The 22333-nt window shown below is 67.0% G+C and carries 20 protein-coding genes and 1 other RNA gene; 14 read left to right on the forward strand and 7 right to left on the reverse strand.

Features of this window, described 5'->3' with window-relative positions; all coding sequences use genetic code 11:
• Window positions 1-144 precede the first annotated feature (144 nt).
• From pstS to phoR, 7 genes are all read left to right on the forward strand, one after another.
• Window positions 145-1176, forward strand: a complete 1032-nt coding sequence (gene pstS, locus ABSY19_RS26825; RefSeq protein WP_382157395.1) for a phosphate ABC transporter substrate-binding protein PstS — start codon at window positions 145-147, stop codon at window positions 1174-1176.
• A 108-nt stretch (window positions 1177-1284) separates the two neighbouring features.
• Window positions 1285-2265 (forward strand): phosphate ABC transporter permease subunit PstC, encoded by a 981-nt coding sequence (gene pstC, locus ABSY19_RS26830; RefSeq protein ID WP_382157397.1) that lies wholly within the window; start codon window positions 1285-1287, stop codon window positions 2263-2265.
• Window positions 2266-2276: 11 nt separating this feature from the next.
• Complete coding sequence (gene pstA / locus ABSY19_RS26835) at window positions 2277-3131, forward strand: phosphate ABC transporter permease PstA (protein ID WP_382157399.1); 855 nt, start codon at window positions 2277-2279, stop codon at window positions 3129-3131.
• Window positions 3132-3173: 42 nt separating this feature from the next.
• Entirely contained in the window at window positions 3174-3968 is a 795-nt protein-coding gene (gene pstB, locus ABSY19_RS26840; RefSeq protein WP_382157401.1) for a phosphate ABC transporter ATP-binding protein PstB, read from the forward strand.
• Window positions 3969-4001: 33 nt separating this feature from the next.
• A complete protein-coding gene (gene phoU / locus ABSY19_RS26845) occupies window positions 4002-4703 on the forward strand; it encodes a phosphate signaling complex protein PhoU (RefSeq protein WP_382157403.1) in 702 nt (233 codons plus the stop codon).
• The gene (gene phoB, locus ABSY19_RS26850) at window positions 4700-5431 is read left to right on the forward strand and encodes a phosphate regulon transcriptional regulator PhoB (protein ID WP_382157405.1); all 732 of its coding nucleotides are present in this window, start codon (window positions 4700-4702) and stop codon (window positions 5429-5431) included. Before phoU ends, phoB begins: the two co-directional genes overlap by 4 nt.
• On the forward strand, window positions 5428-6747 hold the full coding sequence (gene phoR / locus ABSY19_RS26855) for a phosphate regulon sensor histidine kinase PhoR (RefSeq protein ID WP_382157408.1): 1320 nt from the start codon (window positions 5428-5430) through the stop codon (window positions 6745-6747). Before phoB ends, phoR begins: the two co-directional genes overlap by 4 nt.
• Here the strand turns inward: phoR and ABSY19_RS26860 are convergent.
• From ABSY19_RS26860 to trxA, 4 genes are all read right to left on the reverse strand, one after another.
• Entirely contained in the window at window positions 6737-8470 is a 1734-nt protein-coding gene (locus ABSY19_RS26860) for an ArnT family glycosyltransferase (protein WP_382157410.1), read from the reverse strand. The genes phoR and ABSY19_RS26860 overlap by 11 nt on opposite strands.
• A gap of 96 nt (window positions 8471-8566) precedes the next feature.
• Window positions 8567-8821: a type B 50S ribosomal protein L31 gene (locus tag ABSY19_RS26865; RefSeq protein ID WP_382157412.1), complete on the reverse strand. Its 255-nt coding sequence runs from the start codon at window positions 8819-8821 to the stop codon at window positions 8567-8569.
• A gap of 86 nt (window positions 8822-8907) precedes the next feature.
• Window positions 8908-10170: a transcription termination factor Rho gene (gene rho, locus ABSY19_RS26870; RefSeq protein WP_159594444.1), complete on the reverse strand. Its 1263-nt coding sequence runs from the start codon at window positions 10168-10170 to the stop codon at window positions 8908-8910.
• Between the two features lie 184 nt (window positions 10171-10354).
• A complete protein-coding gene (gene trxA, locus ABSY19_RS26875; RefSeq protein ID WP_291120781.1) occupies window positions 10355-10687 on the reverse strand; it encodes a thioredoxin TrxA in 333 nt (110 codons plus the stop codon).
• Between the two features lie 124 nt (window positions 10688-10811).
• On the opposite strand from trxA, the gene ABSY19_RS26880 reads away from it, so the two are divergent.
• Genes ABSY19_RS26880 through ABSY19_RS26890 form a run of 3 tightly spaced genes read left to right on the forward strand, consistent with a single transcriptional unit; the run spans window position 10812 to window position 18045 of the window.
• Window positions 10812-13439, forward strand: a complete 2628-nt coding sequence (locus ABSY19_RS26880) for a PD-(D/E)XK nuclease family protein (protein WP_382157414.1) — start codon at window positions 10812-10814, stop codon at window positions 13437-13439.
• Window positions 13436-16786, forward strand: coding sequence for a UvrD-helicase domain-containing protein (locus ABSY19_RS26885; protein ID WP_382157416.1), 3351 nt, complete (start codon window positions 13436-13438; stop codon window positions 16784-16786). The genes ABSY19_RS26880 and ABSY19_RS26885 overlap by 4 nt, the downstream gene beginning before the upstream one ends.
• Window positions 16783-18045, forward strand: coding sequence for a TIGR03862 family flavoprotein (locus ABSY19_RS26890; protein WP_382157419.1), 1263 nt, complete (start codon window positions 16783-16785; stop codon window positions 18043-18045). Before ABSY19_RS26885 ends, ABSY19_RS26890 begins: the two co-directional genes overlap by 4 nt.
• Before the next feature lies 1 nt (window position 18046).
• Here the strand turns inward: ABSY19_RS26890 and ABSY19_RS26895 are convergent, their stop codons facing one another.
• From ABSY19_RS26895 to ffs, 3 genes are all read right to left on the reverse strand, one after another.
• Window positions 18047-18379 carry an SMR family transporter gene (locus ABSY19_RS26895; protein WP_382157421.1) on the reverse strand — a complete coding sequence of 111 codons (333 nt, stop codon included), beginning with the start codon at window positions 18377-18379 and terminating at the stop codon, window positions 18047-18049.
• Between the two features lie 10 nt (window positions 18380-18389).
• Complete coding sequence (locus tag ABSY19_RS26900) at window positions 18390-18743, reverse strand: DOPA 4,5-dioxygenase family protein (protein WP_382157423.1); 354 nt, start codon at window positions 18741-18743, stop codon at window positions 18390-18392.
• 16 nt (window positions 18744-18759) lie between these two features.
• Window positions 18760-18856: signal recognition particle sRNA small type (ffs, locus tag ABSY19_RS26905), an RNA gene on the reverse strand.
• 73 nt (window positions 18857-18929) lie between these two features.
• On the opposite strand from ffs, the gene dnaX reads away from it, so the two are divergent.
• From dnaX to ABSY19_RS26925, 4 genes are read left to right on the forward strand one after another with little or no spacing between them, the layout of a single operon-like run.
• Window positions 18930-20843 (forward strand): DNA polymerase III subunit gamma/tau, encoded by a 1914-nt coding sequence (gene dnaX / locus ABSY19_RS26910; protein ID WP_382157425.1) that lies wholly within the window; start codon window positions 18930-18932, stop codon window positions 20841-20843.
• Window positions 20844-20881: 38 nt separating this feature from the next.
• Window positions 20882-21214 (forward strand): YbaB/EbfC family nucleoid-associated protein, encoded by a 333-nt coding sequence (locus tag ABSY19_RS26915; protein WP_066266019.1) that lies wholly within the window; start codon window positions 20882-20884, stop codon window positions 21212-21214.
• Window positions 21215-21244: 30 nt separating this feature from the next.
• On the forward strand, window positions 21245-21856 hold the full coding sequence (recR, locus tag ABSY19_RS26920) for a recombination mediator RecR (RefSeq protein ID WP_291120795.1): 612 nt from the start codon (window positions 21245-21247) through the stop codon (window positions 21854-21856).
• Window positions 21857-21888: 32 nt separating this feature from the next.
• Complete coding sequence (locus ABSY19_RS26925) at window positions 21889-22293, forward strand: MAPEG family protein (protein WP_291120797.1); 405 nt, start codon at window positions 21889-21891, stop codon at window positions 22291-22293.
• Window positions 22294-22333 lie beyond the last annotated feature (40 nt).

A 22333-nucleotide genomic window follows, 5' to 3' on the forward strand; every position in this document is an offset into this window, starting at 1 on the left:
TGACGCATGGCCGTGAAGCGCCGCCTGTCGGTGGTCTCAGGAATGATCGCCTGTTGTGTGACAAGCGTTCGATGTCACATGGATGTCATATTGCCTGCCTAAAGTCCTCCTTGTTCTGAATCCCCAACCGCTAGGAGTCACTTCATGATCAACAAACGAATTTTCCTCAAGACCGTGGCCGCAGCCGCCATGGCGACCGCTGGCATGGGTTCCGCACTGGCCGCCGACATCACCGGCGCAGGCGCTTCTTTCCCCTACCCGATCTATGGCAAGTGGGCTGAGGCCTACAAGAAGGAAACCAACGTTGGCCTGAACTACCAGTCCATCGGTTCTTCGGGTGGCATCCGCCAGATCAAGGCCAAAACTGTGGCCTTTGGTGCTACCGATGCCCCTGTCTCCGGTGAAGACCTCGACAAAGACGGCATGGTGCAATTCCCCGCCATCATTGGTGGCACGGTGCCCGTGATCAACCTCGAAGGCTTCAAGCCGGGCGAACTGCGCGTGACCGGCCCCGTGCTGGCCGACATGTTCCTGGGCACCATCACCAAGTGGAACGACCCCAAGCTGGCCGCCCTGAACCCCGGCAAAGCGCTGCCTGACCAGGCCATCACCGTCATCCACCGCTCGGACGGTTCGGGCACCACCTTCAACTTCACCGACTACCTGTCCACCGTGAGCAAGGACTGGGCCGACAAGGTGGGCAAGGGCGCCGCCGTGAAATGGCCGGCCGCTTCCTCCGTCGGCGGCAAGGGCAACGAAGGCGTGGCCGCCAACGTGACCCGTGTGAAGGGTTCGCTGGGTTACGTGGAATACGCGTACACCAAGAAGAACAACATGCCTTTCCTGCAACTGCAGAACAAGGACGGCAAGTACGTGAGCCCGGACGACAAGTCGTTCGCCGCCGCGGCTGCTGGCGTGAACTGGTTCAGCGTGCCGGGCATGGGCGTGTCCATGGTCGATGCCAAGGGCGCCGACAGCTGGCCCATCAGCACCGCCTCGTTCATCCTGATGTACAAGCAGCCGACCGACAAGGCCCAGTCCGCCGAAGTGCTGAAGTTCTTCGACTGGTCCTTCAAGAGCGGCAAGCAGATGGCCGCCGACCTGGACTACGTGGCCTTGCCCGACAGCCTGACGAACGAGATCCGTTCCAAGGTCTGGTCGCAGATCCAGAAGTAATCAGCAACCGACTTGTCCGATGACATCCGCCGGCTGGAAAGGGTTGGCCGGCGGATCCCGTTGTTCTCAGGATCACAATACGGAGTCAACATGAGCGTGGGAACAACCATGAGTTCGAAATCTGCGCCGGCAGCGTCCGGGAATCCCAGCATGGTGTCGATTGCCAAACGGCAACGCATCGAGGACATCTTCTTTCACCGGGTCACCCAGGGCTTCTCGCTGCTGGTGCTGGTCGCCCTGATGGGCATCATCATTTCCCTGTTTGTCAATGCCTGGCCGGCTTTCCAGAAGTTCGGCCTGGGTTTCGTCTGGCGTGTCGAATGGGACGTCGTCAACGAGGAGTTCGGCGCCGCGATCGCCATCGTGGGCACGCTGGCCAGCGCCGGCATCGCCTTGCTGATTGCCGTTCCCCTGGCCTTCGGCATCGCGCTTTTCCTGACCGAAAACTGCCCCGTCTGGCTGCGCCGCCCCCTGGGCACGGCCGTTGAGTTGCTGGCGGCCGTGCCGTCCATCATCTACGGCATGTTCGGTCTGTTCGTCTTCGCACCCCTGTTCGCCGACTACGTGCAGCCCGGCATGCAAGGCCTGCTGGGCTCGATGCCGCTGATCGGGCCCCTGTTCGGTGGTGCCACCAACGGCATCGGCATCCTGGCCGCCGGCATCGTGCTGGCCTTCATGGTGCTGCCCTTCATTGCCGCGGTGATGCGCGACGTGTTCGAGATCGTGCCGCCCATCCTGCGTGAATCGGCCTACGGCCTCGGTTGCACGACCTGGGAGGTGGTGCGCCGCGTGGTGCTGCCCTACACGCAAAAAGGCGTGATCGGCGGGATCATGCTGGGCCTGGGCCGCGCGCTGGGGGAGACCATGGCCGTGACCTTCGTGATCGGCAACGCCAACCGCCTGCCGACTTCGCTGTTCTCGCCCGGCACCTCGATCGCCTCGACGCTGGCCAACGAGTTCGGTGAAGCGGCCGACTTCCACCTCTCCACCCTGTTCGCCCTCGGTTTCCTGCTCTTCGTCATCACCTTCATCGTGCTGTCAGCCGCCAAGATCATGCTGCTGCGCGCTGAAAAGGCCAAAGGTCTCTGAGACACCACACCATGGAATTCAACCACCGCCTCTACAAGCGCCGCCAGCGCGCCAATGCCATCGGCCTGACCCTGTCCATGGGCGCCATGGTGCTGGGCCTGTTCGTGCTGCTCTGGATCCTCAGCGTGCTGTTCAGCAACGGCCTGGCCGCGCTGGACTGGAACATGTTCACCCAGTCCACGCCGGCGCCGGGCACGGATGGCGGCGGCCTGGCCAACGCCATCGTCGGCAGCCTGATGATGGTGGGCTTCTCGGTGCTGGTCTCCACGCCCATCGGCATCTTTGCCGGCGTGTACCTGGCCGAGTACGGCGATACCAGCAAGACCGCCGAGCTCACGCGTTTCGTGACCGACATCATGCTGTCGGCCCCTTCCATCGTGCTGGGCTTGTTCGTGTACGCCATCGCCGTGGCCACGCTGGGCAATTTCTCCGGCTGGGCCGGCAGCCTGGCGCTGTCGCTGATCGCGGTGCCTGTGGTGGTTCGCACCACCGAGAACATGCTGCGCCTGGTGCCGGGCAGCCTGCGCGAAGCGGCTTTCGCCCTGGGCGCGCCGCGCTGGAAAGTGGCCACGCTGGTGACGCTGCGCGCGGCCAAGAGCGGCGTGATGACCGGTTTGTTGCTGGCCGTGGCCCGCATCAGCGGCGAAACCGCGCCGCTGCTGTTCACCGCCCTGAACAACCAGTTCTTCAGCACCGACATGGGTGCGCCCATGGCCAACCTGCCAGTGGTGATCTTCCAGTTCGCCCTGAGCCCTTACGACAACTGGATTCGACTGGCCTGGGGGGGCGCGTTGCTGATCACCCTCTCGGTGCTGGCCCTCAACATCGTGGCGCGGGTCTTCCTGCGCGAAAAGAAGGCGGGCTGAGCCCCGTCCCCGCACAACCGAATACCCGACACGGAACCGACCATGCCCAACACCGCCACTGCCTCGGCCGCCACGGCCACCGCCAAGAATGCGCTGGAGCTGCGCAACCTGAACTTCTTCTACGGCAAGTTCCAGGGCCTGAAGAACGTCAACATGAACATCGAGGAGCGCAAGGTCACCGCCTTCATCGGCCCCTCGGGTTGCGGCAAGTCCACGCTGCTGCGCACGCTCAACCGCATGTACAGCCTGTACCCCGGCCAGCGCGCCGAGGGCGAAATCAATTTCTACGGCCAGAACATCCTGGACTCCAAGCAGGACATCAACCTGCTGCGCGCGCGCATCGGCATGGTGTTCCAGAAGCCGACGCCGTTCCCGATGTCGATCTACGACAACATCGCCTTCGGCGTGAAGCTGTACGAAGATCTCAGCCGCGGCGAGATGGACGATCGGGTGGAATGGGCGCTGTCCAAGGCGGCCCTTTGGAACGAGGTCAAGGACAAGCTCAACCAGAGCGGCCTGTCGCTCTCCGGCGGCCAGCAGCAACGCCTGTGCATCGCGCGCAGCGTGGCCGTGAAGCCGTCGGTGCTGCTGCTCGACGAACCCACGTCCGCGCTGGATCCGATCTCCACCGGCAAGGTGGAAGAATTGGTGCACGAGCTCAAGCAGGACTACACCATCGCCATCGTCACGCACAACATGCAGCAGGCTGCCCGCTGCAGCGACTACACCGCCTACATGTACCTGGGCGAGCTGATCGAATTCGGTTCGACCGAGCAGATCTTCTTCAAGCCGAACAAGACGGAGACGGAAGACTACATCACGGGCCGTTTCGGCTGAGCCCGCTCATTCAGCGACCCAAGGAGGCCCTACATGACCGACAAACACATCTCCAGCCAGTTCGACGCCGAGCTGAACTCCATTTCCACGCACGTGCTCGAAATGGGCGGCCTGGTCGAGTCCCAGCTGCACCAGGCGGTCTATGCGCTGATCCACATGAGCCTGGAATCGGCCGAGCAGGTGATGGAGAACGAAAACCGCATCAACCAGATGGAAGTGCAGATCGATCACGAGATCATCTCCACCATCGGCCGTCGCCAGCCCACCGCCCGCGACCTGCGTTTCCTGATGGCCATTTCCCGCACCACGCAGAACCTGGAGCGCGCCGGTGACGAAGTGGCCCGCATCGCCCGCATGGTCAAGTCCATCATCCAGAATGGTTCGCCGCGCAACCTGCCCAGCTCGGAGCTGCGCATGGCCGCCGACCTGGCCGCCGCGCTGCTGCGCAAGTCGCTCGATTCGTTCGCGCGCCTCGACACCGCCATGGCCGTGGCCATCATCAAGGGCGACGACGCGATTGACCACGAGTACAACGGCTTCCTGCGCAAGCTCATCACCTACATGATGGAAGACCCCCGCACCATCTCGCCCAGCCTGGATCTTCTGTTCCTGGCCAAGTCGATCGAGCGTGTGGGCGACCATGCCAAGAACATCGCGGAACAGATCATCTTCATCGTCAAGGGTGAAGACGTGCGGCACGTGCCCATGTCGGCCGTGGAGTCGGTGGTCGGATGAGAAAGCTGCCACGCGTTCTCGTGGTCGAGGACGAACCCTCCATCGCCGAACTGATCGCGGTCAACCTGCGCCACAACGGGTTCGCGCCCACTGTGGTGTTCGATGGCGCCGCTGCCCAGCGCGAGGTGGATGCGGTGCTGCCCGACGTGATCCTGCTCGACTGGATGTTGCCTGGCGAAAGCGGCGCCGTGCTGGCGCGCCAGTGGCGCAAGAACGAACGCACCAAGACCGTGCCCATCCTCATGCTCACCGCGCGCAGCGACGAGAGCGACAAGGTGCAGGGCCTGGATGCCGGTGCCGATGACTACATCACCAAGCCCTTCTCCACCCAGGAGCTGCTCGCGCGGATCCGCGCCGTGCTGCGCCGCCGGGCCCCCGAGATCGTGAACGACTCGGTGCAGGTGGGTGAACTGGCGCTGGATGCCGCCACCTACCGCGTGACCTTCCGGGGTGTGGAACTCAAGGTCGGGCCCACGGAATTCAAGCTGCTGCACTACCTGATGAAACACGCCGAGCGGGTGCACACCCGTGGTACGCTGCTCGACAAGGTCTGGGGAGACCATGTGTTCATCGAGGAGCGTACCGTGGACGTGCACGTCAAGCGATTGAGAGAGTCATTGGGTGAAGCGTCCGGCATGGTGGAAACGGTGCGCGGCGCGGGCTACCGCCTCACGGCGATGAATCACACCGGAAAACCGGCTCAAGGCGCCCCGATCCCGGCCGCATGACCCGTCGTGCCATTGAATTGCTGCTCCTGGTCGCTCTGGGAGCGGTCTGGGGCTGGGCCCATGAGTCGCCCGGTATCACCTTCGCTGGCGGCCTCGTGGGCGCCCTGGTGTGGTCTTTCGTGGATGGCCTGAGGGCGCGGCGCGTGATGCGCTGGCTCAACAAGGGCGAGGCGACCCGGGCCCCCAATCTCAGCGGCGCATGGGGCGAGCTCGTGGAGCGCTGCCGCAAGGTCATCAAGAAGCTGGAGAAAAAGGCGCAGAGCAGCGACGCGCGCCTGGAAGATTTCCTGGCAGCCATCCAGGCTTCGCCCAATGGCGTGGTGCTGCTCGATTCTTCCGGACGCATCGAGTGGTCCAACCTCACCGCCGCCAACCACCTCGGCTTCGACCCCCAGCGCGATCTTGGGCAGTACGTGAGGAATCTGGTGCGCAACCCGGCCTTCACCGCGTACCTGGCGGGGGGCGATTTCGGCCACGAGATCCAGATCGACGGGCCCGGCCCACGGCCGTCGCAGCCCACCAAGATTTCGCTGCAGATCCACCCCTATGGCAAGAAGCGCAAGCTGATGATCACGCGCGATGTGACCGCCGTGCAGCTGGCCGAGACGATGCGGCGCGACTTCGTGGCGAACGTGTCGCACGAGATCCGCACGCCGCTCACGGTGCTCAGCGGCTTTGTGGAGACCATGCAGAGCATCCCGCTGGAAGAGGCGGACCGCACGCGTTACCTCGGTCTCATGAGCCAGCAGGCCCACCGCATGCAGACCCTGGTTAGCGATTTGCTGACCCTCTCCCGGCTGGAAGGCAGTCCCGCACCCGGGCCGGGCGAGTGGATCGATGCCGACGAGCTGCTGAACCATGTGGTGGCCGAGGCGAGGGGACTGACGCACGCGATTGCCGCCACGCCGCACGACATCGAACCGTTGGATGGCCCCGATCTCTGGGTCTCGGGTGCCCGCACGGAGTTGCTGAGCGCGATGTCGAATCTGATGAGCAATGCGGTGCGCTACACGCCGGGCGGCGGACGCATCCGCTCGGGCTGGCGGCGGCGTGCGGACGGTTGGGTGGAGTTCTTCGTCAACGACACGGGGCCGGGCGTGGCCGCAGAACACCTGCCGCGCCTGACCGAGCGCTTCTACCGCGTGGATCGCAGCCGTTCGCGGGAAACCGGCGGCACCGGCCTGGGGCTGGCCATCGTCAAGCACGTGGCACAGCGCCATGGCGGCCACATCGAGGTGCAGAGCGTCCTGGGCGAAGGCTCGACTTTCGCGATTGCCTTGCCCCCGTCGCGCGTGCGCGAGCGCGTCAGCGGCTGACGCGCTGGTAGACCAGCAGGCTTTCCTTGTTGTCGGTCAGCCGACGCACCGTGGCCTTGAAAGCCCATTGCGTGAGGTCGACGCGCTGGTCCAGCGAGCGTTGGTTCTCGGGATCCACCACCAGGCCGCGGCACCGGTTTTCATCCGAGGCACCGGTGCGCACCAACTCGAGGCGGCCGTGGTACTGCAAGGCCGCGATCTGCGCCTGACTCAGGCCATCGACCAGCACACAACTCTGGGGCGAGACCAGGCGCGCGATGCTCCGCGAGATCGGGCCGTAGCTGCGGCCGAAATCCAGCAGAGGCAGCCAGAGCGTCATCAACAACAGCCAGCACAACGTGCTGCCGGCCGCGGGCAGCACCAGGCTCTTCCACAGCGCCTGGCGGTGCCGGCCGACGCGCCAGGCCACGAGCCAGAGCCAGGCGGCCGTCGCGATCGCACCGGCGGCGAAAAGCAGGAAGGAGAACTCGGGCACGAACCCGGGCGCGAGGCGGGCGACGTTGGCGGCGGGCTTGGCGGGAACGCCGGTCTGCATGGCCAGCCAGATCACCCAGATCACCAGCGCACAGCCCGAGAAGAACACCAGCGTGAACCAGTCCACCAGCGCGGCCACGCTGCGGCGCAGGGTGGGCAGGGCGAAGGCCGCCAGCGAAGCCAGCGCGGGCAGGCCCAACAGCAGGGCGCGATCCCGTTCGTCCGACAGCGCGCTGTCCGCGACGCTCACCAGCGCCGCCCACAAGGGCAGCGCCACATGGGGCCGCAGCAACTGGTGGCGCCAGCGCCACAGGGTCCAGAGCACCAGCGGCCAGGCGGGCCAGGTGAACCACACCAGCAGCTTGCCCCAGCTGCGCCACTGCACTTCGGCCCAAGGCGTTTGCAGGGCCGGGGCGGGCACTTGACCGAGGTAAATCGCCACAACGAACACCACCACCAGCGACAGCGCCGCCGACAGCAACGGGTCGCGCCCCGAGACAGGTGCCTCCAGCAACCAGTCGGTCTGCGGAACGGACGAGGGGGGCGTGCGGCGCGAGAGCCACAGAATCAGAAGCAGTCCACTGGCCAGCAGCACCGCGATCCAGGGCGCGCCGCTGAAGACCAGCCCGAGCACGGCGACACCCCAGGCGAACACGCTGCGCAGCGGCCGACGGCTGCCCGCATGCGCGAGCCGCGACGCCGCGAACAGCAGCAGCGACACCCAGGCCAGGCGGGCCAGGTCAGGCGTGGTTTCGTGCGAGAGCTGGGCCAGACCGAGGCAGGCCATGAGTGCCAGCAGGCCTGCATCGGCCAAGGCGCGCGCGTAGTCGGTGGGTTGTGCTTCGCCACCGAAGGCAAAGGCCACCGGTTGCGCGGCGGGTTGGCGTGCCAGGTGGTACACCGTGTACCAAGTGCAGATCAACGTGAGTGCCAGCAGCAAGGCAAACGGGATGCGGACCGCGAAATCGGGTGAGACGAAGGGCAGCAGCCGGATGAAGGCCGCGCCCAGCCAGTAGGGCAAGGGACCGGCTTCTTCGACCGCCAGACCCAGCACCTGGGGACTCCACCAGCCGCTGTGGCCGGCGGCCATTTCCAGCATCACGCCAAATGCGGACACGTCGGCGTTCTTCCAGGGCTCGCGGCCGAGGAAACCGGGCAGCACATAGGCCACGCAGAACAGAATGAGCGCGAGCCGCGGCAGACGGCGCACGGCCGACTGGGTGACGATGGCGGGGGTGGGCTGGTTCACTGCGGCGAATATACAGGGGCGAAAAAAAAGCAGCCGGATCGGGCTGCTTTTCTGAGCAAGGTGCGAACACCCGGGAAAAGCCCGGGCACACGCCGCTTACTTGGCGGTCTTGGCGTAACGGTTGCGGAAGCGCTCGACGCGGCCACCCATGTTGTCCACGCTTTTTTGCGTGCCGGTGTAGAAGGGGTGCGACTCGCTGGAGGTGTCCAGCTTGTACAGCGGCAGCTCGCGGCCGTCTTCCATCTTGATGGTCTCTTTCGTGTTCGCGCAGGAGCGGGTCACGAATTTGAAACCGTTGGAGAGGTCCTGGAAGCAGACTTCGCGGTAGTTGGGGTGGATACCGTCTTTCATGGCGTTTCTTTCAGTTCAGGTGCCGCAGCCGCAACGAAACCGTTTCGTTGTACTTGCCGCAATTAGCAAAGCCTTGGATTATAGCCTTAACCGCCCCGACGCATCATGTCGAAGAATTCGGAGTTGTTCTTGGTCGATTTCATGCTCTTGAGCACCATCTCCATCGCCTCGATTTCGTCCATGTTGTACATGAATTGGCGCAGGATGCGGGTTTTTTGCAGAATTTCGGGCTGAAGCAGCAATTCCTCGCGGCGCGTGCCGCTGCGGTTGAGCTGGATCGAGGGGAACACGCGTTTTTCGTACAGGCGGCGGTCCAGGTGGATTTCGCAGTTGCCGGTGCCCTTGAATTCTTCAAAGATCACTTCGTCCATCCGGCTGCCGGTGTCGACCAGGGCCGTGGCGATGATGGTCAGCGAACCACCTTCTTCGATCTTGCGGGCCGCGCCGAAGAAGCGCTTGGGCCGCTGCAGAGCGTTGGCGTCCACGCCGCCGGTGAGCACCTTGCCGCTGGAGGGCAGCACGTTGTTGTAGGCACGGGCCAGGCGGGTGATGGAGTCGAGCATGATCACGACGTCCTTGCCCAGCTCCACCAGGCGCTTGGCGCGCTCGATCACCATCTCGGCCACGTGCACGTGGCGGGCCGCCGGTTCGTCGAAGGTGGAGGCGATGACCTCGCCGCGCACGGTGCGCTGCATCTCGGTCACTTCCTCGGGGCGCTCGTCGACCAGCAGCACCATGAGCACCACCTCGGGGTGGTTGGCCGTGATGGCGTGGCACAGGTGCTGCATCATCACCGTCTTGCCGCTCTTGGGCGGGGCCACGATCAGCGCGCGCTGGCCGCGGCCGATGGGGGCGATGATGTCGATCACGCGGCCGGTGATGTTCTCTTCGCTCTTGATGTCGCGTTCCAGTCGCATCTGTTCCTTGGGGAACAGGGGCGTCAGGTTCTCGAACATGATCTTGTGCTTGTTGTCCTCGGGGGGCAGGCTGTTGATCTTGTCGAGCTTGTTGAGGGCGAAGTAGCGTTCGCCGTCCTTGGGGATGCGCACCTCGCCTTCGATCATGTCGCCGGTGTGCAGGTTGAAGCGGCGGATCTGGCTGGGCGAGATGTAGATGTCGTCGGTGCTCGCCGTGTAGCTGGTGTCCGGGGCCCGCAGGAAGCCGAAACCGTCGGGCAGCACTTCCAGCACGCCGTCCGCATACACCAGTTCACCGCCCTTGGCGCGCTTCTTGATGATGGCGAACATCAGCTCCTGCTTGCGCATGCGGCCAGGGTTTTCGATCTCAAGCGCTTCGGCCTGCTTGAGGACTTCAGACACGTGCAGTGCCTTGAGTTCGTTAAGGTGCATGGAATTCACTCCGAAAGGGAGTTGAGTCAAAACCGGGGGAGGGGGCGCCGGCGTCCGGATGGCGGACGGTGCGCGGAAAGAAGGGCGGGCGTCTGTCAGGCCCGCTGAAGCAAATTATGACAGGAAATAGGGGGCCGGGGAAACCGTGCCCGGGCGTTGCACCCGGGCACCCTTCAGCAAGGCGTCAGGCCAGTTGCTGGTCGATGAAGGCGGTGAGCTGCGCCTTGCTCACGGCGCCGACCTTGGTGGCGGCCAGCTGGCCATCCTTGAACAGCATCAGCGTGGGGATGCCGCGGATACCGAACTTGGCGGGCACGTCGCGGTTGTCGTCCACGTTGAGCTTGGCGATCTTGAGCTTGCCGTTGTACGAGCCGGCCACTTCATCGAGGATCGGCGCAATCATCTTGCAAGGGCCGCACCATTCGGCCCAGAAGTCCACCAGCACCGGCGCTCCGGCCTCCAGCACATCAGCCTGGAAGCTGGCATCGGAAACGTGTTTGATCAGGTCGCTGGCCATGATTCATCCTAAAAGTCGTTGAACGGGGAGGGGTTACAGTTTGGGTCACATGCCAGCAGTTCAAGGTGTTCTCACACCCTCTGAGCGCACGGTCCGCATCATTGTGACAGAAACACCCATTTCCATGACGCCTGTAAGCTCGATCCGAGAGGCCGGTTCGCCGGCCGCGGGTGAGGGCCATCCATCGATGCGCCAATGGGCGCGCTGGATCGCGCACATCGATCAGGCCATGCAGGACCGTGCCGTGCCCGCCAGCCGTGTGGTGGTGCTGGTGCCCTATGCCCAATTGATGGACGCCGGGCGCAAGGCCTGGGCGGCGTCGCACCCGAGCGGGTTTGCCCCGCGTTTCGAATCCAGCCGCAACTGGGCCGCCAGCCTGCGGCCCTTCCTGCCGGGTCCGGGCGATCTGAGCATGGACATGGCGCGCGACAGCCTGATGGCCGCAGCCCTGATCGAACGCGTGGCACCCGCGCGTGCCGATGCCGCCTTGCGCGCCATCATGGTGGGTCGCCTCGTGGAGGCCGCGCGACAGCTGGCCCCTTTGGCCGCCGCGCTGCCGCCCGAGGAACGGCTGACCTGGGCCGAACCGCTGCGCGCGTCGCTGGCGCCCGCCGCTTCCTCGTTGTACTGGGAGGGGCTGTTGGCCACGCTGGCGCTGACCTGGGTGAGCACCTCCGCCTATGCCACCGATGTGCTGTGGGCGCCGATGGCGCAGCCCGGCGGCCACGCCGATCTGCTGGTGGTGCTGCAGGGCTTTCAGGAAGACCCGTTGGCCATGGCCTTGGCCGCGCGTTGGGGTGAACAATCGCTGGTGTTGTCGCTCGGCGAAATGGACGATGGCGCCAGCGGTTTGCCGGGTCTGCACGCCTGCGGCGACGCGGAAGACGAAGCCCAGCGCGCCGCGGCCTGTGTGATCGCGCAGGTCAACCACGGACACGTGCCGGTGGCGCTGGTGGCCAACGACCGACTGCTTACCCGGCGCGTCAGCGCCATGCTGCATCGTGTGGGTGTGTCGGTGCGCGACGAGACCGGTTGGAAGCTCTCCACCACCCACGCGGCCGCGCAACTCATGAGCGTGCTGCGCGCGGTCGATGCGCGCGCCTCGATGGACGATGTGCTGGACCTGCTCAAGCAGGCCAAGGCCTGGCCCGAGGCACAGGTGCAGCAACTGGAACAGCTCGCGCGCGAAGCGGGTGTGTCGCGCTGGAAGGCCGCGCTGCAGCACGAGCGGCTTGCCGCGGTGATTCCCGAAGGCCTGCCCGCCTGGCTCGAGGGCTTGCAGGTGGGAAGACCCTTGACGATGTGGCTGGGCGACCTGGCCGCGGCGCTCAAGGCCTGTGGCCTGTGGACCTCGTTCGAGAGCGATCCCGCCGGACAACAACTGGTGCAGACCTTGCGTCTGGGGGAAGGCGCGGCCATGGAGCTGGCCGGCGTGACCCAGGCGGTGGACGGGTCCACGCGCGGTGGTGCGCGCCTGTCCCTCAGCGCCTTCACCGCCTGGGTGCGCGATGTGCTGGAGGGGGCGAGCTTCATGCCCCGCAGCGCGGGCGACGCGGCCGTGGTGGTTCTGCCCATGGCGCAGCTGCTGGGGCGGCCTTTCGCCGCCACCGTGGTGCCAGGCTGCGACGAGACGCACCTGAGTCCCAGCCCCGAGCCGCCCGGCGACTGGACGACGGCGCAGCGCGAGTTGCTGGGTCTGCCGTCCCGCGAGGCCTTGGCCCAGGCCGCGGCCAGCGCCTGGCGGGCCACGCTCGCCTTGCCGCATCTGGATCTGCTGTGGCGCACGCAGGAGCGCGGCGAGGCCGTGCTGCCGAGTGCCTGGGTACAGGCGTTGCCGGTGCAACCAGGGGTGGATCCACGTGACCTGCGCCCGCTCACGCCGGCGACCCAACCGAGGCCCGCGCCTTCCGCCAGCGATGTGTTGCCCGAGTCGCTCTCGGCCAGCGCCTACCAGGACTTGCGCGATTGCCCCTACCGTTTCTTCGCGCTGCGCCAGCTGCGCCTGGTCGAGGCCGCCGAGCTCGAAGCCGAGCCGGATCAGCGCGACATGGGCAACTGGTTGCACGCGGTGTTGCGCGCCTTCCATGAGCAGCGCGGCGACACCCGCCCGGGACGCGAGGTGGACCAGGCCTGGCTTGACCGGCTGGCCGACGAGACCGCCACCGCCATGGGCTTGAACGCGGGCGAGGGTGGGGCCGGTTTCCTGCCTTACCAGGCGGTGTGGCCCGCGCTGCGCGAGGGCTATCTGGACTGGCTGGCCGGTTTCGAAGCCACCGACGACCGGCCGGGCCCGCGCTTCGTCCAGGCCGAGGCCGAACGCGTCGCGAACGCAGGACCCTGGAAGCTCTACGGCAAGCTGGACCGCATCGATGCGCAGCACAGCCCCGAAGGACCGATTCCCTTCGTGATCGACTACAAGACCGAAAGCCGCAGCAAGACCCACGACCGCGTGAAAGAGCCACTGGAAGACACCCAGCTGGCCTTCTACGCGGCCCTGCTGCCCGACGACAACCTGCGCGCCGCCTACCTCAGCATCACCGACAAACGCGGCGACAGCGGCAAGGACGGCCCCACCTGGCTCGTGGAGCAACCGGACGTGCTGATGGCGCGTGAGCACCTGCAGGCCGGCCTCGCGCACGACATGGCGCGCGTGGCCGCCGGCCAGCCCATGCCGGCGCTCGGCGAAGGCCGCGTGTGCGACTTCTGCGCCGCACGGGGCCTGTGCCGCAAAGATTTCTGGACGCCCGCATGACGGCACCCGCCTACCGAATCAACGGCGCGCCTGCCGCGCGCGAAGCCTTCTATGCGCTGGCCTGCGATCCCGCGCGCAGCATTGCCGTGGAAGCCTGTGCCGGCGCGGGCAAGACCTGGATGCTGGTCTCGCGCATCCTGCGCGCGATGCTCGACGGCTGCGCGCCGCAGGACATCCTGGCGATCACTTTCACCAAGAAGGCGGCCGGTGAAATGCGCGACCGGCTCAACGCCGAGCTGCGCCGCTGGGCCACGCTGGCCGACGACGCCTTGGCCAATGAGTTGCGCGCGCGTGGTCTGAGCGAGACCGATGCCCGGCGGCGCGTGCCCGAGGCCCGAGGCCTGTACGCGCGCGTCACCGCCATGGGTCGTCCCGTGCAGGTGCGCACCTTCCACAGCTGGTTCGCCGCGTTGCTGCGCGGAGCGCCGCTGTCGGTGCTGCAGGAACTGCAGTTGCCGGTGCAGTACGAGTTGCTCGAAGACGACGCGCGCGCGGTGGCCCAGGTCTGGCCGCGTTTCTACGCGGCGCTCGCCGCCAGTCCCCTCGAGCGAGAGGACTTCATGGCCAGCGTGGCCGAGCACGGTCGCCACCAGACGCTGGTGGCACTGAAAAAGACCCTCGACAAGCGCGTGGAGTTCGCGCTGGCCGATGCGGCAGGTGTGGTCGGGGCATCGGTCGAGCCGATGGCGCAGCGCTACCCGGAGTTCGCGGGGTTCGACGAGCCGGTGCAATGGCTGGTGCAGGACGCCCGTGCCTTCACGCTGCTGCGCGAAGCCGCGCAGGCCCTGGGGCGCGCGAGCGCGCCGACCTTCTCCGCCAAGGGCGTCGAGCTGGAGCAGGCGCTGGGCCAGGCCGATGGCACGGGGGCGCTCACGGCCTTGCTCACGCAGAAGGACGAGCCGCGCAAGTTCAGCGACAAGCTCGCCGGCATCGAGGCCGTGCGTGCCGCGCAGCAACTGGCGCTGCGAACGCTCGAGGCCCTGCGCCAGCACCGTGCCTGGTTGCACCACCAGCGCCTCTCACGCCTGGCCCGCGTGTTGCTCATGAGCTTTGCCACCTTCAAGCGCGAACGCGGCTGGGTCGACATGAACGACGTGGAGGGTGCGGCGCGCCGCCTGCTGGGCGACGCTGAGCTCTCGGGCTGGCTCCAGCAGCGGCTGGACGCGCGCGTGCGCCACGTGCTGATCGACGAATTCCAGGACACCAACCCGTTGCAATGGCAGGCCCTCTACGGCTGGCTCTCGGCCTATGCGGGCGCGGGCCCGGGCGAGGCACCCTGCGTGTTCCTGGTGGGCGACCCCAAGCAATCGATCTACCGCTTCCGTCGCGCCGAGCCGCAGGTGTTCAAGGCGGCGCAGGCCTTCGTGGTGCAAGGCCTGGCCGGTGCGTTGCTCAGTTGCGATCACACGCGCCGCTGTGCGCCAGCGGTGGTGGACGCGCTCAACGCCGCCATGGGGGCGGCGGTGCAGGCCGGCGAATACGGCAGCGACTACCGTCCCCACACCACCGAAAGCACCGCGCAAGGCGAGGTGTTGTGTCTGCCGCAGCTGCCACGCAGCCTGCTGGAGCGAAATCAGTCGGGGAACGATGGCGAGCCCGTGTGGCGCGACAGCCTGACCACGCCGCGCGTGCTGCCCGAAGACAGCCTGGCCGCGCTGGAAGCCGGGCAGGCCGCCGACTGGATCGCCACCGAGGTGGCCGACGGGCGCCTGCTGCCCGACGACATCATGGTGCTGTCGCGCCGCCGCGAGCGCCTGGCCCGGATGCACGAGGCGCTGCTCGAACGCGGCCTGGCCAGCGAACAACCCGAAAAGCTGGAACTCGGCGAAGCGCCCGCGGTGCAGGACGTGGTGGCGTTGCTGGACGCCCTGGTCTCGACCCGGCACGACCTGAGCCTGGCGCGGGCCCTCAAGTCGCCGCTGTGTGGCTGGAGCGACGACGACCTGGCCCAGCTCGCGCGCCTGCGCCAGCGCTGGACGCCGCCGCGCACCGATGGCGCGAGCTCACCAACCCCTCGGCCTTCGTGGTGGGAGGTGCTGCAGCGTTTCGGCGCCTTGCCCGCCGATGAACAGGCGGCGGCCGCCTCCACCCCGGTGCAGGCTGCGCAGTTCCAGGACACCGCGCGGCGCCTCGCGCTCTATCGGGGCTGGCTGCTCAGCTTGCCGCCGCACGATGCGCTGTCCGCCCTCTACGACCATGGGGACGTGCTCGCGCGCTTCGCGCAAGCCGTGCCCGCGAGCCAGCGCGCCACCGTGCTCGCCCAACTGCGCGACCTGCTGACCCAGTCGCTCGCGCAGGATGGCGGCCGCTTCCTCACCCCGTACCGCTTCGTGCGTGCGCTCAAGGCGGGTGGCATCAAGGCCACCGCAGTGCAGACGCCCGGCGCTGTGCGCCTGCTCACCATCCACGGGGCCAAGGGCCTGGAAGCCCACACCGTGCTCATGCTCGACACCGATTCCGGCTCCGCCCGGCCCGAGAGCATGGGCGTGCTGGTGGACTGGCCGGGCGAAGACCCGCTGCCGCGCCGCTTCGTGTTCCTGGCCAGCGAAAAATCGCCACCGGCCTGCGCGGTGGAGGCCTTGCAGCAGGAGCAGCAGGCGCGCTCGCTGGAGGAACTCAACGCCCTCTATGTGGCCCTGACGCGTGCCGAGTCGCGGTTGGTGATCTCCAGCTTCGAACCGCACAAGCGCGGCACCACCACCTGGTACGCACGTTTGCAGCCGTTGGCCGCGCCGCTGGAGGCACCGTCGCCCGCGGCCGACGCCGGTGGCCCCCCTTCGGTGCAAGCCCAGGTCTTCCACCTGCCGAGCTTGCCTCCTCTGACCGTGGAGACCGCCTCCGTGGTGAATGCGGAAGTCGCACTGCCCGTGGACGACACCGCCAACCGCATCGGCCTGGCGCTGCACCGCCTGCTGGAATGGAGGCCCACGCCGGCCCAGGGTTTCGATTGGGCACCCGAACACACGCAGGCCGTGGCGCGCGAGTTCGCGCTCGACCCGGTCCAGGCGCGCGATGTGCTCGCCATGGCCCAACGCATCGTGAGCGGCGAGGCTGCCTGGGCCTGGGATGCGGAGGCGCTCAATCACTGGGGCAACGAGGTCGAGCTTTTCCACCAGGGCGAGTTGCTGCGCCTGGACCGCCTGGTGCGCCGCCGCGACAGCGGCGACTGGTGGGTGCTGGACTACAAGAGCGCCGCCCACCCCGAGCGCCAGCCCGAGCTGCTCGCGCAGATGGAGGGTTACCGCCAGGCCATGGCGCAGGCCCGGCCGGGCGAAGCCGTGCGGCTGGCCTTCATCAACGCTCAGGGCCGGCTCATCGAGCTGGCCGTTGCATCAAGTTCTTCATGACCGATTCGAGTTCTTTTCTGCCTGTCGATGTGGCCGTCATCGGCGGCGGCCCCGCCGGCCTGATGGCCGCCGAAGTCATGGGCCGTGCCGGTCTCAACGTGCACCTGTTCGACGCCATGCCTTCGGTGGGCCGCAAGTTCCTGCTCGCGGGCAAGGGCGGCATGAACCTCACGCACGCCGAAGCGCTGCCGGCCTTCGTGGGCCGCTACGGCGCGCAGGCAGACCACCTGCGCCCGCTGCTCGAGACCTTCGGGCCGCGGGCCGTGCGCGACTGGGCCACCGGCCTGGGCATCAGCACGTTCGTGGGCAGCTCGCAGCGCGTCTTTCCCACCGACATGAAGGCCGCGCCGCTGCTTCGGGCCTGGCTGCACCGGCTGCGCCATCCCGAGGCCGGTGGCACGCCGGTGGGCTTCCACATGCGCCACCGCTGGACGGGCTGGGACGGCACAGCCCTGGTGTTCGACACGCCGCAGGGGCCGCTGCGGGTGCAGTCCCGCGCCGCCGTGCTTGCACTGGGCGGCGCGAGCTGGGCGCGCCTGGGCTCCGACGGCGCCTGGGTGCCCCGGCTGCAGGCCGAGGGCGTTGACGTGGCGCCGCTGCAGCCCAGCAACTGCGGCTTCGACGTGGCGGGCGGCTGGAGCCCTTTCTTCCTGGAGCGTTTCGCGGGCCAGCCGTTCAAGTCGGTGGCCGTGCGGTTCACGGACAGCCTGGGGAACGGTTTTCAGCGCAAGGGCGAGTTCGTCGCCACGGCCACTGGTGTCGAAGGCAGCCTGATCTATGCCGTGTCGGGCCTGTTGCGCGATCAGATCGCGCGCGAGGGCCGGGCCACGTTCGAACTGGACCTGCTGCCCGACCGCACGGCCGAACAGGTGCTGGCCCAGGTGGCGCATCCGCGCGGTTCGCGCAGCCTCTCGAGCCACCTCAAGAGCCGGCTCGGCTTGGAGGGCATCAAGATGGCCATCGTCAATGAATTGTTGAGCAAGGACGCGATGCACGAGCCTGCCCGACTGGCCGCCGCGCTCAAGGCCTTGCCCATCACGCTGGCCGCCGCGCGACCCATTGACGAAGCCATCAGCAGCGCCGGTGGCGTGCGCTGGGAGGGGCTGGACGATGGCCTGATGGTGCGGTCGCGACCGGGCCTGTTCTGTGCGGGCGAAATGCTCGACTGGGAAGCGCCCACCGGGGGCTATCTGCTGACGGCCTGCCTGGCCAGTGGGGTGGCGGCCGGTGAGGGCGTGCGCCGCTGGCTGGCCACCTGATTCAGTGGGCCGAGCTTTTCGAGAGCAGGTTGAGCACCAGGACGCCCGCCACGATCAGGCCCATGCCCAGCATGCCGGCGGCATCGAGCTTCTGGCCGAACACCAGCCAGCCGATCAATGCGATGAGCACCACGCCCACGCCCGACCAGACGGCGTAGGCGATGCCCACAGGAATGGTGCGCAAGGTCAGGGACAGCAGGTAGAACGCCGCGCCGTAGGACACCACGACGATCGCCGAAGGCCAGAGCTTGCTGAAGCCCTCGCTGGCTTTCAGGGCGGAGGTGCCGACGACCTCGGCGGCAATGGCCAGCCCGAGCAGGATCCAGGGGTTCATCGCCGGCCGTTCAGTCCACCAGGGCCTGCAGGTTCAAGGGATAGGACTTGCCCAGCCACAGCGCGCCGTCGCGGTGATCGCTCAGCGCGTCGCCGGTGTTGGGGTGGATGAGCACATCCAGCGCAGCGTGGTTCAGGGCGAGCCAGCTCACCACGTGAGCGAACTCGGGGGCATCGAAAGCCACCTGGTAGGTCCAGGCCGGGTGCGGCCCGACCGGTTTTTCGTGGAAGCGCCCGATCTGCACGTGGGCGGCGAGTTCGGCGGCGATGACTTCGCGCAAAGCCCAGGCGGCATCGCGCGTGTCCGCACCAAAGTACACGTGGGCATGCCAGCTGGCAATGGAGGCGGGGTCGCGCACGGACATGGTGGGATGAGAAGAAGGTGACGAGCCTTGACCCCGGCACTGGATTCACAGTTAGGGCTGCTTGGTTCCCCACCTGACCCGGTTGGCCGCTTCACCATGCGGGAAGGCCCGTCGAGGTCGATTGTAGGCGATGGGGGGTGTCGATGCCGGATCACCTTGCAATACCCGCCGCTTAGAATCGTCGCCATGTCCTATGTCGTCCTGGCCCGCAAATACCGCCCGCGCAATTTCACCGAAATGGTGGGGCAGGGCCATGTGGTGCAAGCGCTCTCGAATGCCTTGACGACCCAGCGCCTGCACCACGCCTACCTGTTCACCGGGACGCGTGGCGTGGGCAAGACCACGGTCTCGCGCATCCTGGCCAAGTCGCTCAACTGCCTGGGTGCCGACGGGCAGGGTGGCATCACCGCCGAGCCTTGCGGCGTGTGCCAGGCCTGCACCGACATCGACAGTGGCCGTTTCGTCGATTACACCGAGCTCGATGCCGCTTCCAACCGGGGCGTGGACGAAGTTCAGGCCCTGCTGGAGCAGGCGGTCTACAAGCCGGTGCAGGGGCGCTTCAAGGTCTTCATGATCGACGAGGTGCACATGCTGACCAACACGGCGTTCAACGCCATGTTGAAGACGCTGGAAGAGCCGCCCGAGTACCTCAAGTTCGTGCTGGCCACGACGGACCCGCAGAAGGTGCCGGTGACCGTGCTGTCGCGCTGCCTGCAGTTCAACCTGCGGCCGATGGCACCCGAAACCGTGCTGGAGCATTTGCAACAGGTGTTGCAAGCCGAAAACGTGCCTGCCGAGGTGCAGGCGCTGCGCCTGCTGTCGCGCGCCGCTCGCGGCTCCATGCGCGACGCGCTTTCGCTCACCGACCAGGCGATCGCCTTTGGCGGCGGCCAGTTGCAGGAGGCCACGGTGCGCCAGATGTTGGGCGCGGTGGACCGCTCCTATGTGCTGCGCCTGATCGATGCGCTGGCCCGCGCCGATGGCGCCACGGTGGTCGATACCGTGGACGCGCTGCGCGTGAATGGCCTGAACGCCGCGTCCACGCTGGAAGAGATGACCGGCGTGCTGCAGCGCATGGCCGTGCTGCAGGCCGTGCCCGACCGCGCCCAGGCCGAAGGCCTGGACGACCCCGATGAAGCGCAGATCGCGCGGCTGGCGCAAAGCCTGCCGGCCGACGAGACGCAACTGCTCTACAGCCTGTGCTTGCACGGGCGCGGCGAGCTGGGCCTGGCCCCCGACGAGTACGCCGCGCTCACCATGGTGCTGCTGCGGCTGATGGCCTTCAAACCCGCCAACACGGCCGCTGTCAGCGCCGCGGCGGAAAAAAAAACACTGAAAACGGCTGAAGCGCCCGTCGCGGAGGTGGTCGCACCCGCGGCTGCGTTGGCGCCCACGCCGGTGCCGATGGTGCGTTTGCCGGTGGTGAACCCGCCGCCGGCCGTCGCTCCACCCGCGCCCGTGAGGGCGCCGCAGCCCTCCGCGATGGCTGTGTCGGCACCCGCCGCCGCGCCGCAGATGCCCGCCGAACCGGTGGACGATGCGCCCTGGCCCGAGGACGATGGCCCACCCTGGGAAGAGGCCGAACCGGCGCCACCCCGTGTCATGGCCATCCCGGTGCGCGATGCCGGTGAACCCGGCCCGGCGGATCAGCCACAGGCCCGCGACGAACACGGCACACAAACTGTGTTGCCCGCCGCGCCCGGTGGCAGCGTCGAAGGCGATTTCTGGTTCGAGACTGTGATGCAGCTCGTGCGCGCGGAAGCCATCACCGCGCTGGTGCGCGAGCTGGGCTTGCAATCGCAACTGATCGCGCGCGACACGGACCAGTGGATGCTGCGCGTGGAGCGCAGCTCGCTCAACCAGGGCAATACGCGCGAACGCCTGGCCACGGCGCTGAAGACCATCGGCCACGAGGTGCGCCTCTCGGTCGAGATCGGCAGCGTTTCGGACTCGCCCGCGCGCCGCGTGGCGGCGGAAGCGGCGCGCCGCCAGCGCGAGGCCGAGGCGCACATCCTGAACGACCCCTTCGTCCAGACCATGATGCGCGACTTTGGCGGCAAAATCGTGCCCGGTACCCTCAAGGCCATCACCACGGCCTGAGCCTCTTTTCTTTTTTCACTCGGAACGTTAGGAAGACCATGTTCAACAAAGGACAACTCGCCGGCCTCATGAAGCAGGCCCAGGCCATGCAGGACAACCTGAAGAAAGCCCAGGACGAGCTGGCCTTCATCGAGGTCACGGGCGAATCGGGCGCGGGCCTGGTGAAGGTGCTCATGACCTGCAAGCACGACGTCAAGCGCGTCACCATCGACCCCAGCCTGCTGGCCGACGACAAGGACATGCTGGAAGACCTCGTGGCCGCCGCGTTCAACGCCGCGGTGCGCAAGGCCGAAGAAACCTCGGCCGAGAAGATGGGCAAGCTCACGGCCGGCATGCCCGGCCTGCCGGGCGGCATGAAGTTCCCGTTCTGATCCCCATCGCGCGGGCTCCTTCGCTCACCGATGGCTGAAAACCACTCGCTCGAACTGCTTGTGCAGGCGCTGCGCCGCCTGCCTGGCGTGGGGGTGAAGTCGGCACAGCGCATGGCCTTCCATCTGCTGCAGCATGACCGCGACGGCGCCGTGCAGCTTGCCCGCGCGCTGGAGCACGCGGCCAGCTCGGTGAAGCACTGCAGCCTGTGCCACACCTTCACCGAAGACGACATCTGCCCCACCTGCCGCGATCCCCGGCGCGACCGCAGCCAGCTTTGCGTGGTGGAGACACCCGCCGATCAGGCCGCGATGGAGCGCACCGGTGCCTACAAAGGCCTGTTCTTCGTGCTCATGGGCAAGCTCAGCCCGCTCGATGGCGTGGGCCCGCGCGACATCGGTCTGCAGAAACTCTTTGACCGCATCAGCGCGCCGGCCGAACAAGGGGAGCCCGAGGTGCGGGAAGTCATCCTGGCCACGAACTTCACCGCCGAAGGTGAGACCACGGCCCACGTGATCGCACAGGCGCTCAAGGGCCGCACGGATGTGCAAGTGACCCGCCTGGCCCGGGGTGTGCCGGTGGGCAGCGAGCTGGAGTACGTGGACCTGGGCACGATCGCCCATGCCCTGGTGGACCGGCGCTGACCGGCGCCATTTCTTCTCGAAAGCGCTTCATCATGAAACTGGCAGGATTGACCGTGGCGTATTGGGCGGTGGTGGTGGCTTCGCTGTTGCCGATCGGCTGCGCTTGGCTCGCCAAATCGGGCACGTTCTCCAAGCCGCGCCGCGATGGTGGTTTCGACAACCAGCACCCGCGCGAATGGCTGGCGCGCCAGAGCGACTGGCGGGCACGCGCGAACGCCGCGCAGGCCAACAGTTTCGAGGCGCTGCCGTTCTTCATTGGCGCAGTGATCATCGCGCACCAGCTCGGCGCTTCACAGGTTCGCCTGGACGTTCTCGCCTTTCTGTTTGTCGTGCTGCGGGTGCTCTACATCATGATGTACGTGGCCAACCTCGCCACGGCGCGCAGCCTCGCGTGGACCCTGGCACTGATCGTCAATCTCGCGATCCTTTTCGTTTGACGCGCGCTTGCGTTCGACGCCGTTACATCAGCTTGCAAGT

Source organism: Hydrogenophaga sp. ANAO-22, assembly GCF_042466645.1.
GTDB lineage: Bacteria > Pseudomonadota > Gammaproteobacteria > Burkholderiales > Burkholderiaceae_C > Hydrogenophaga.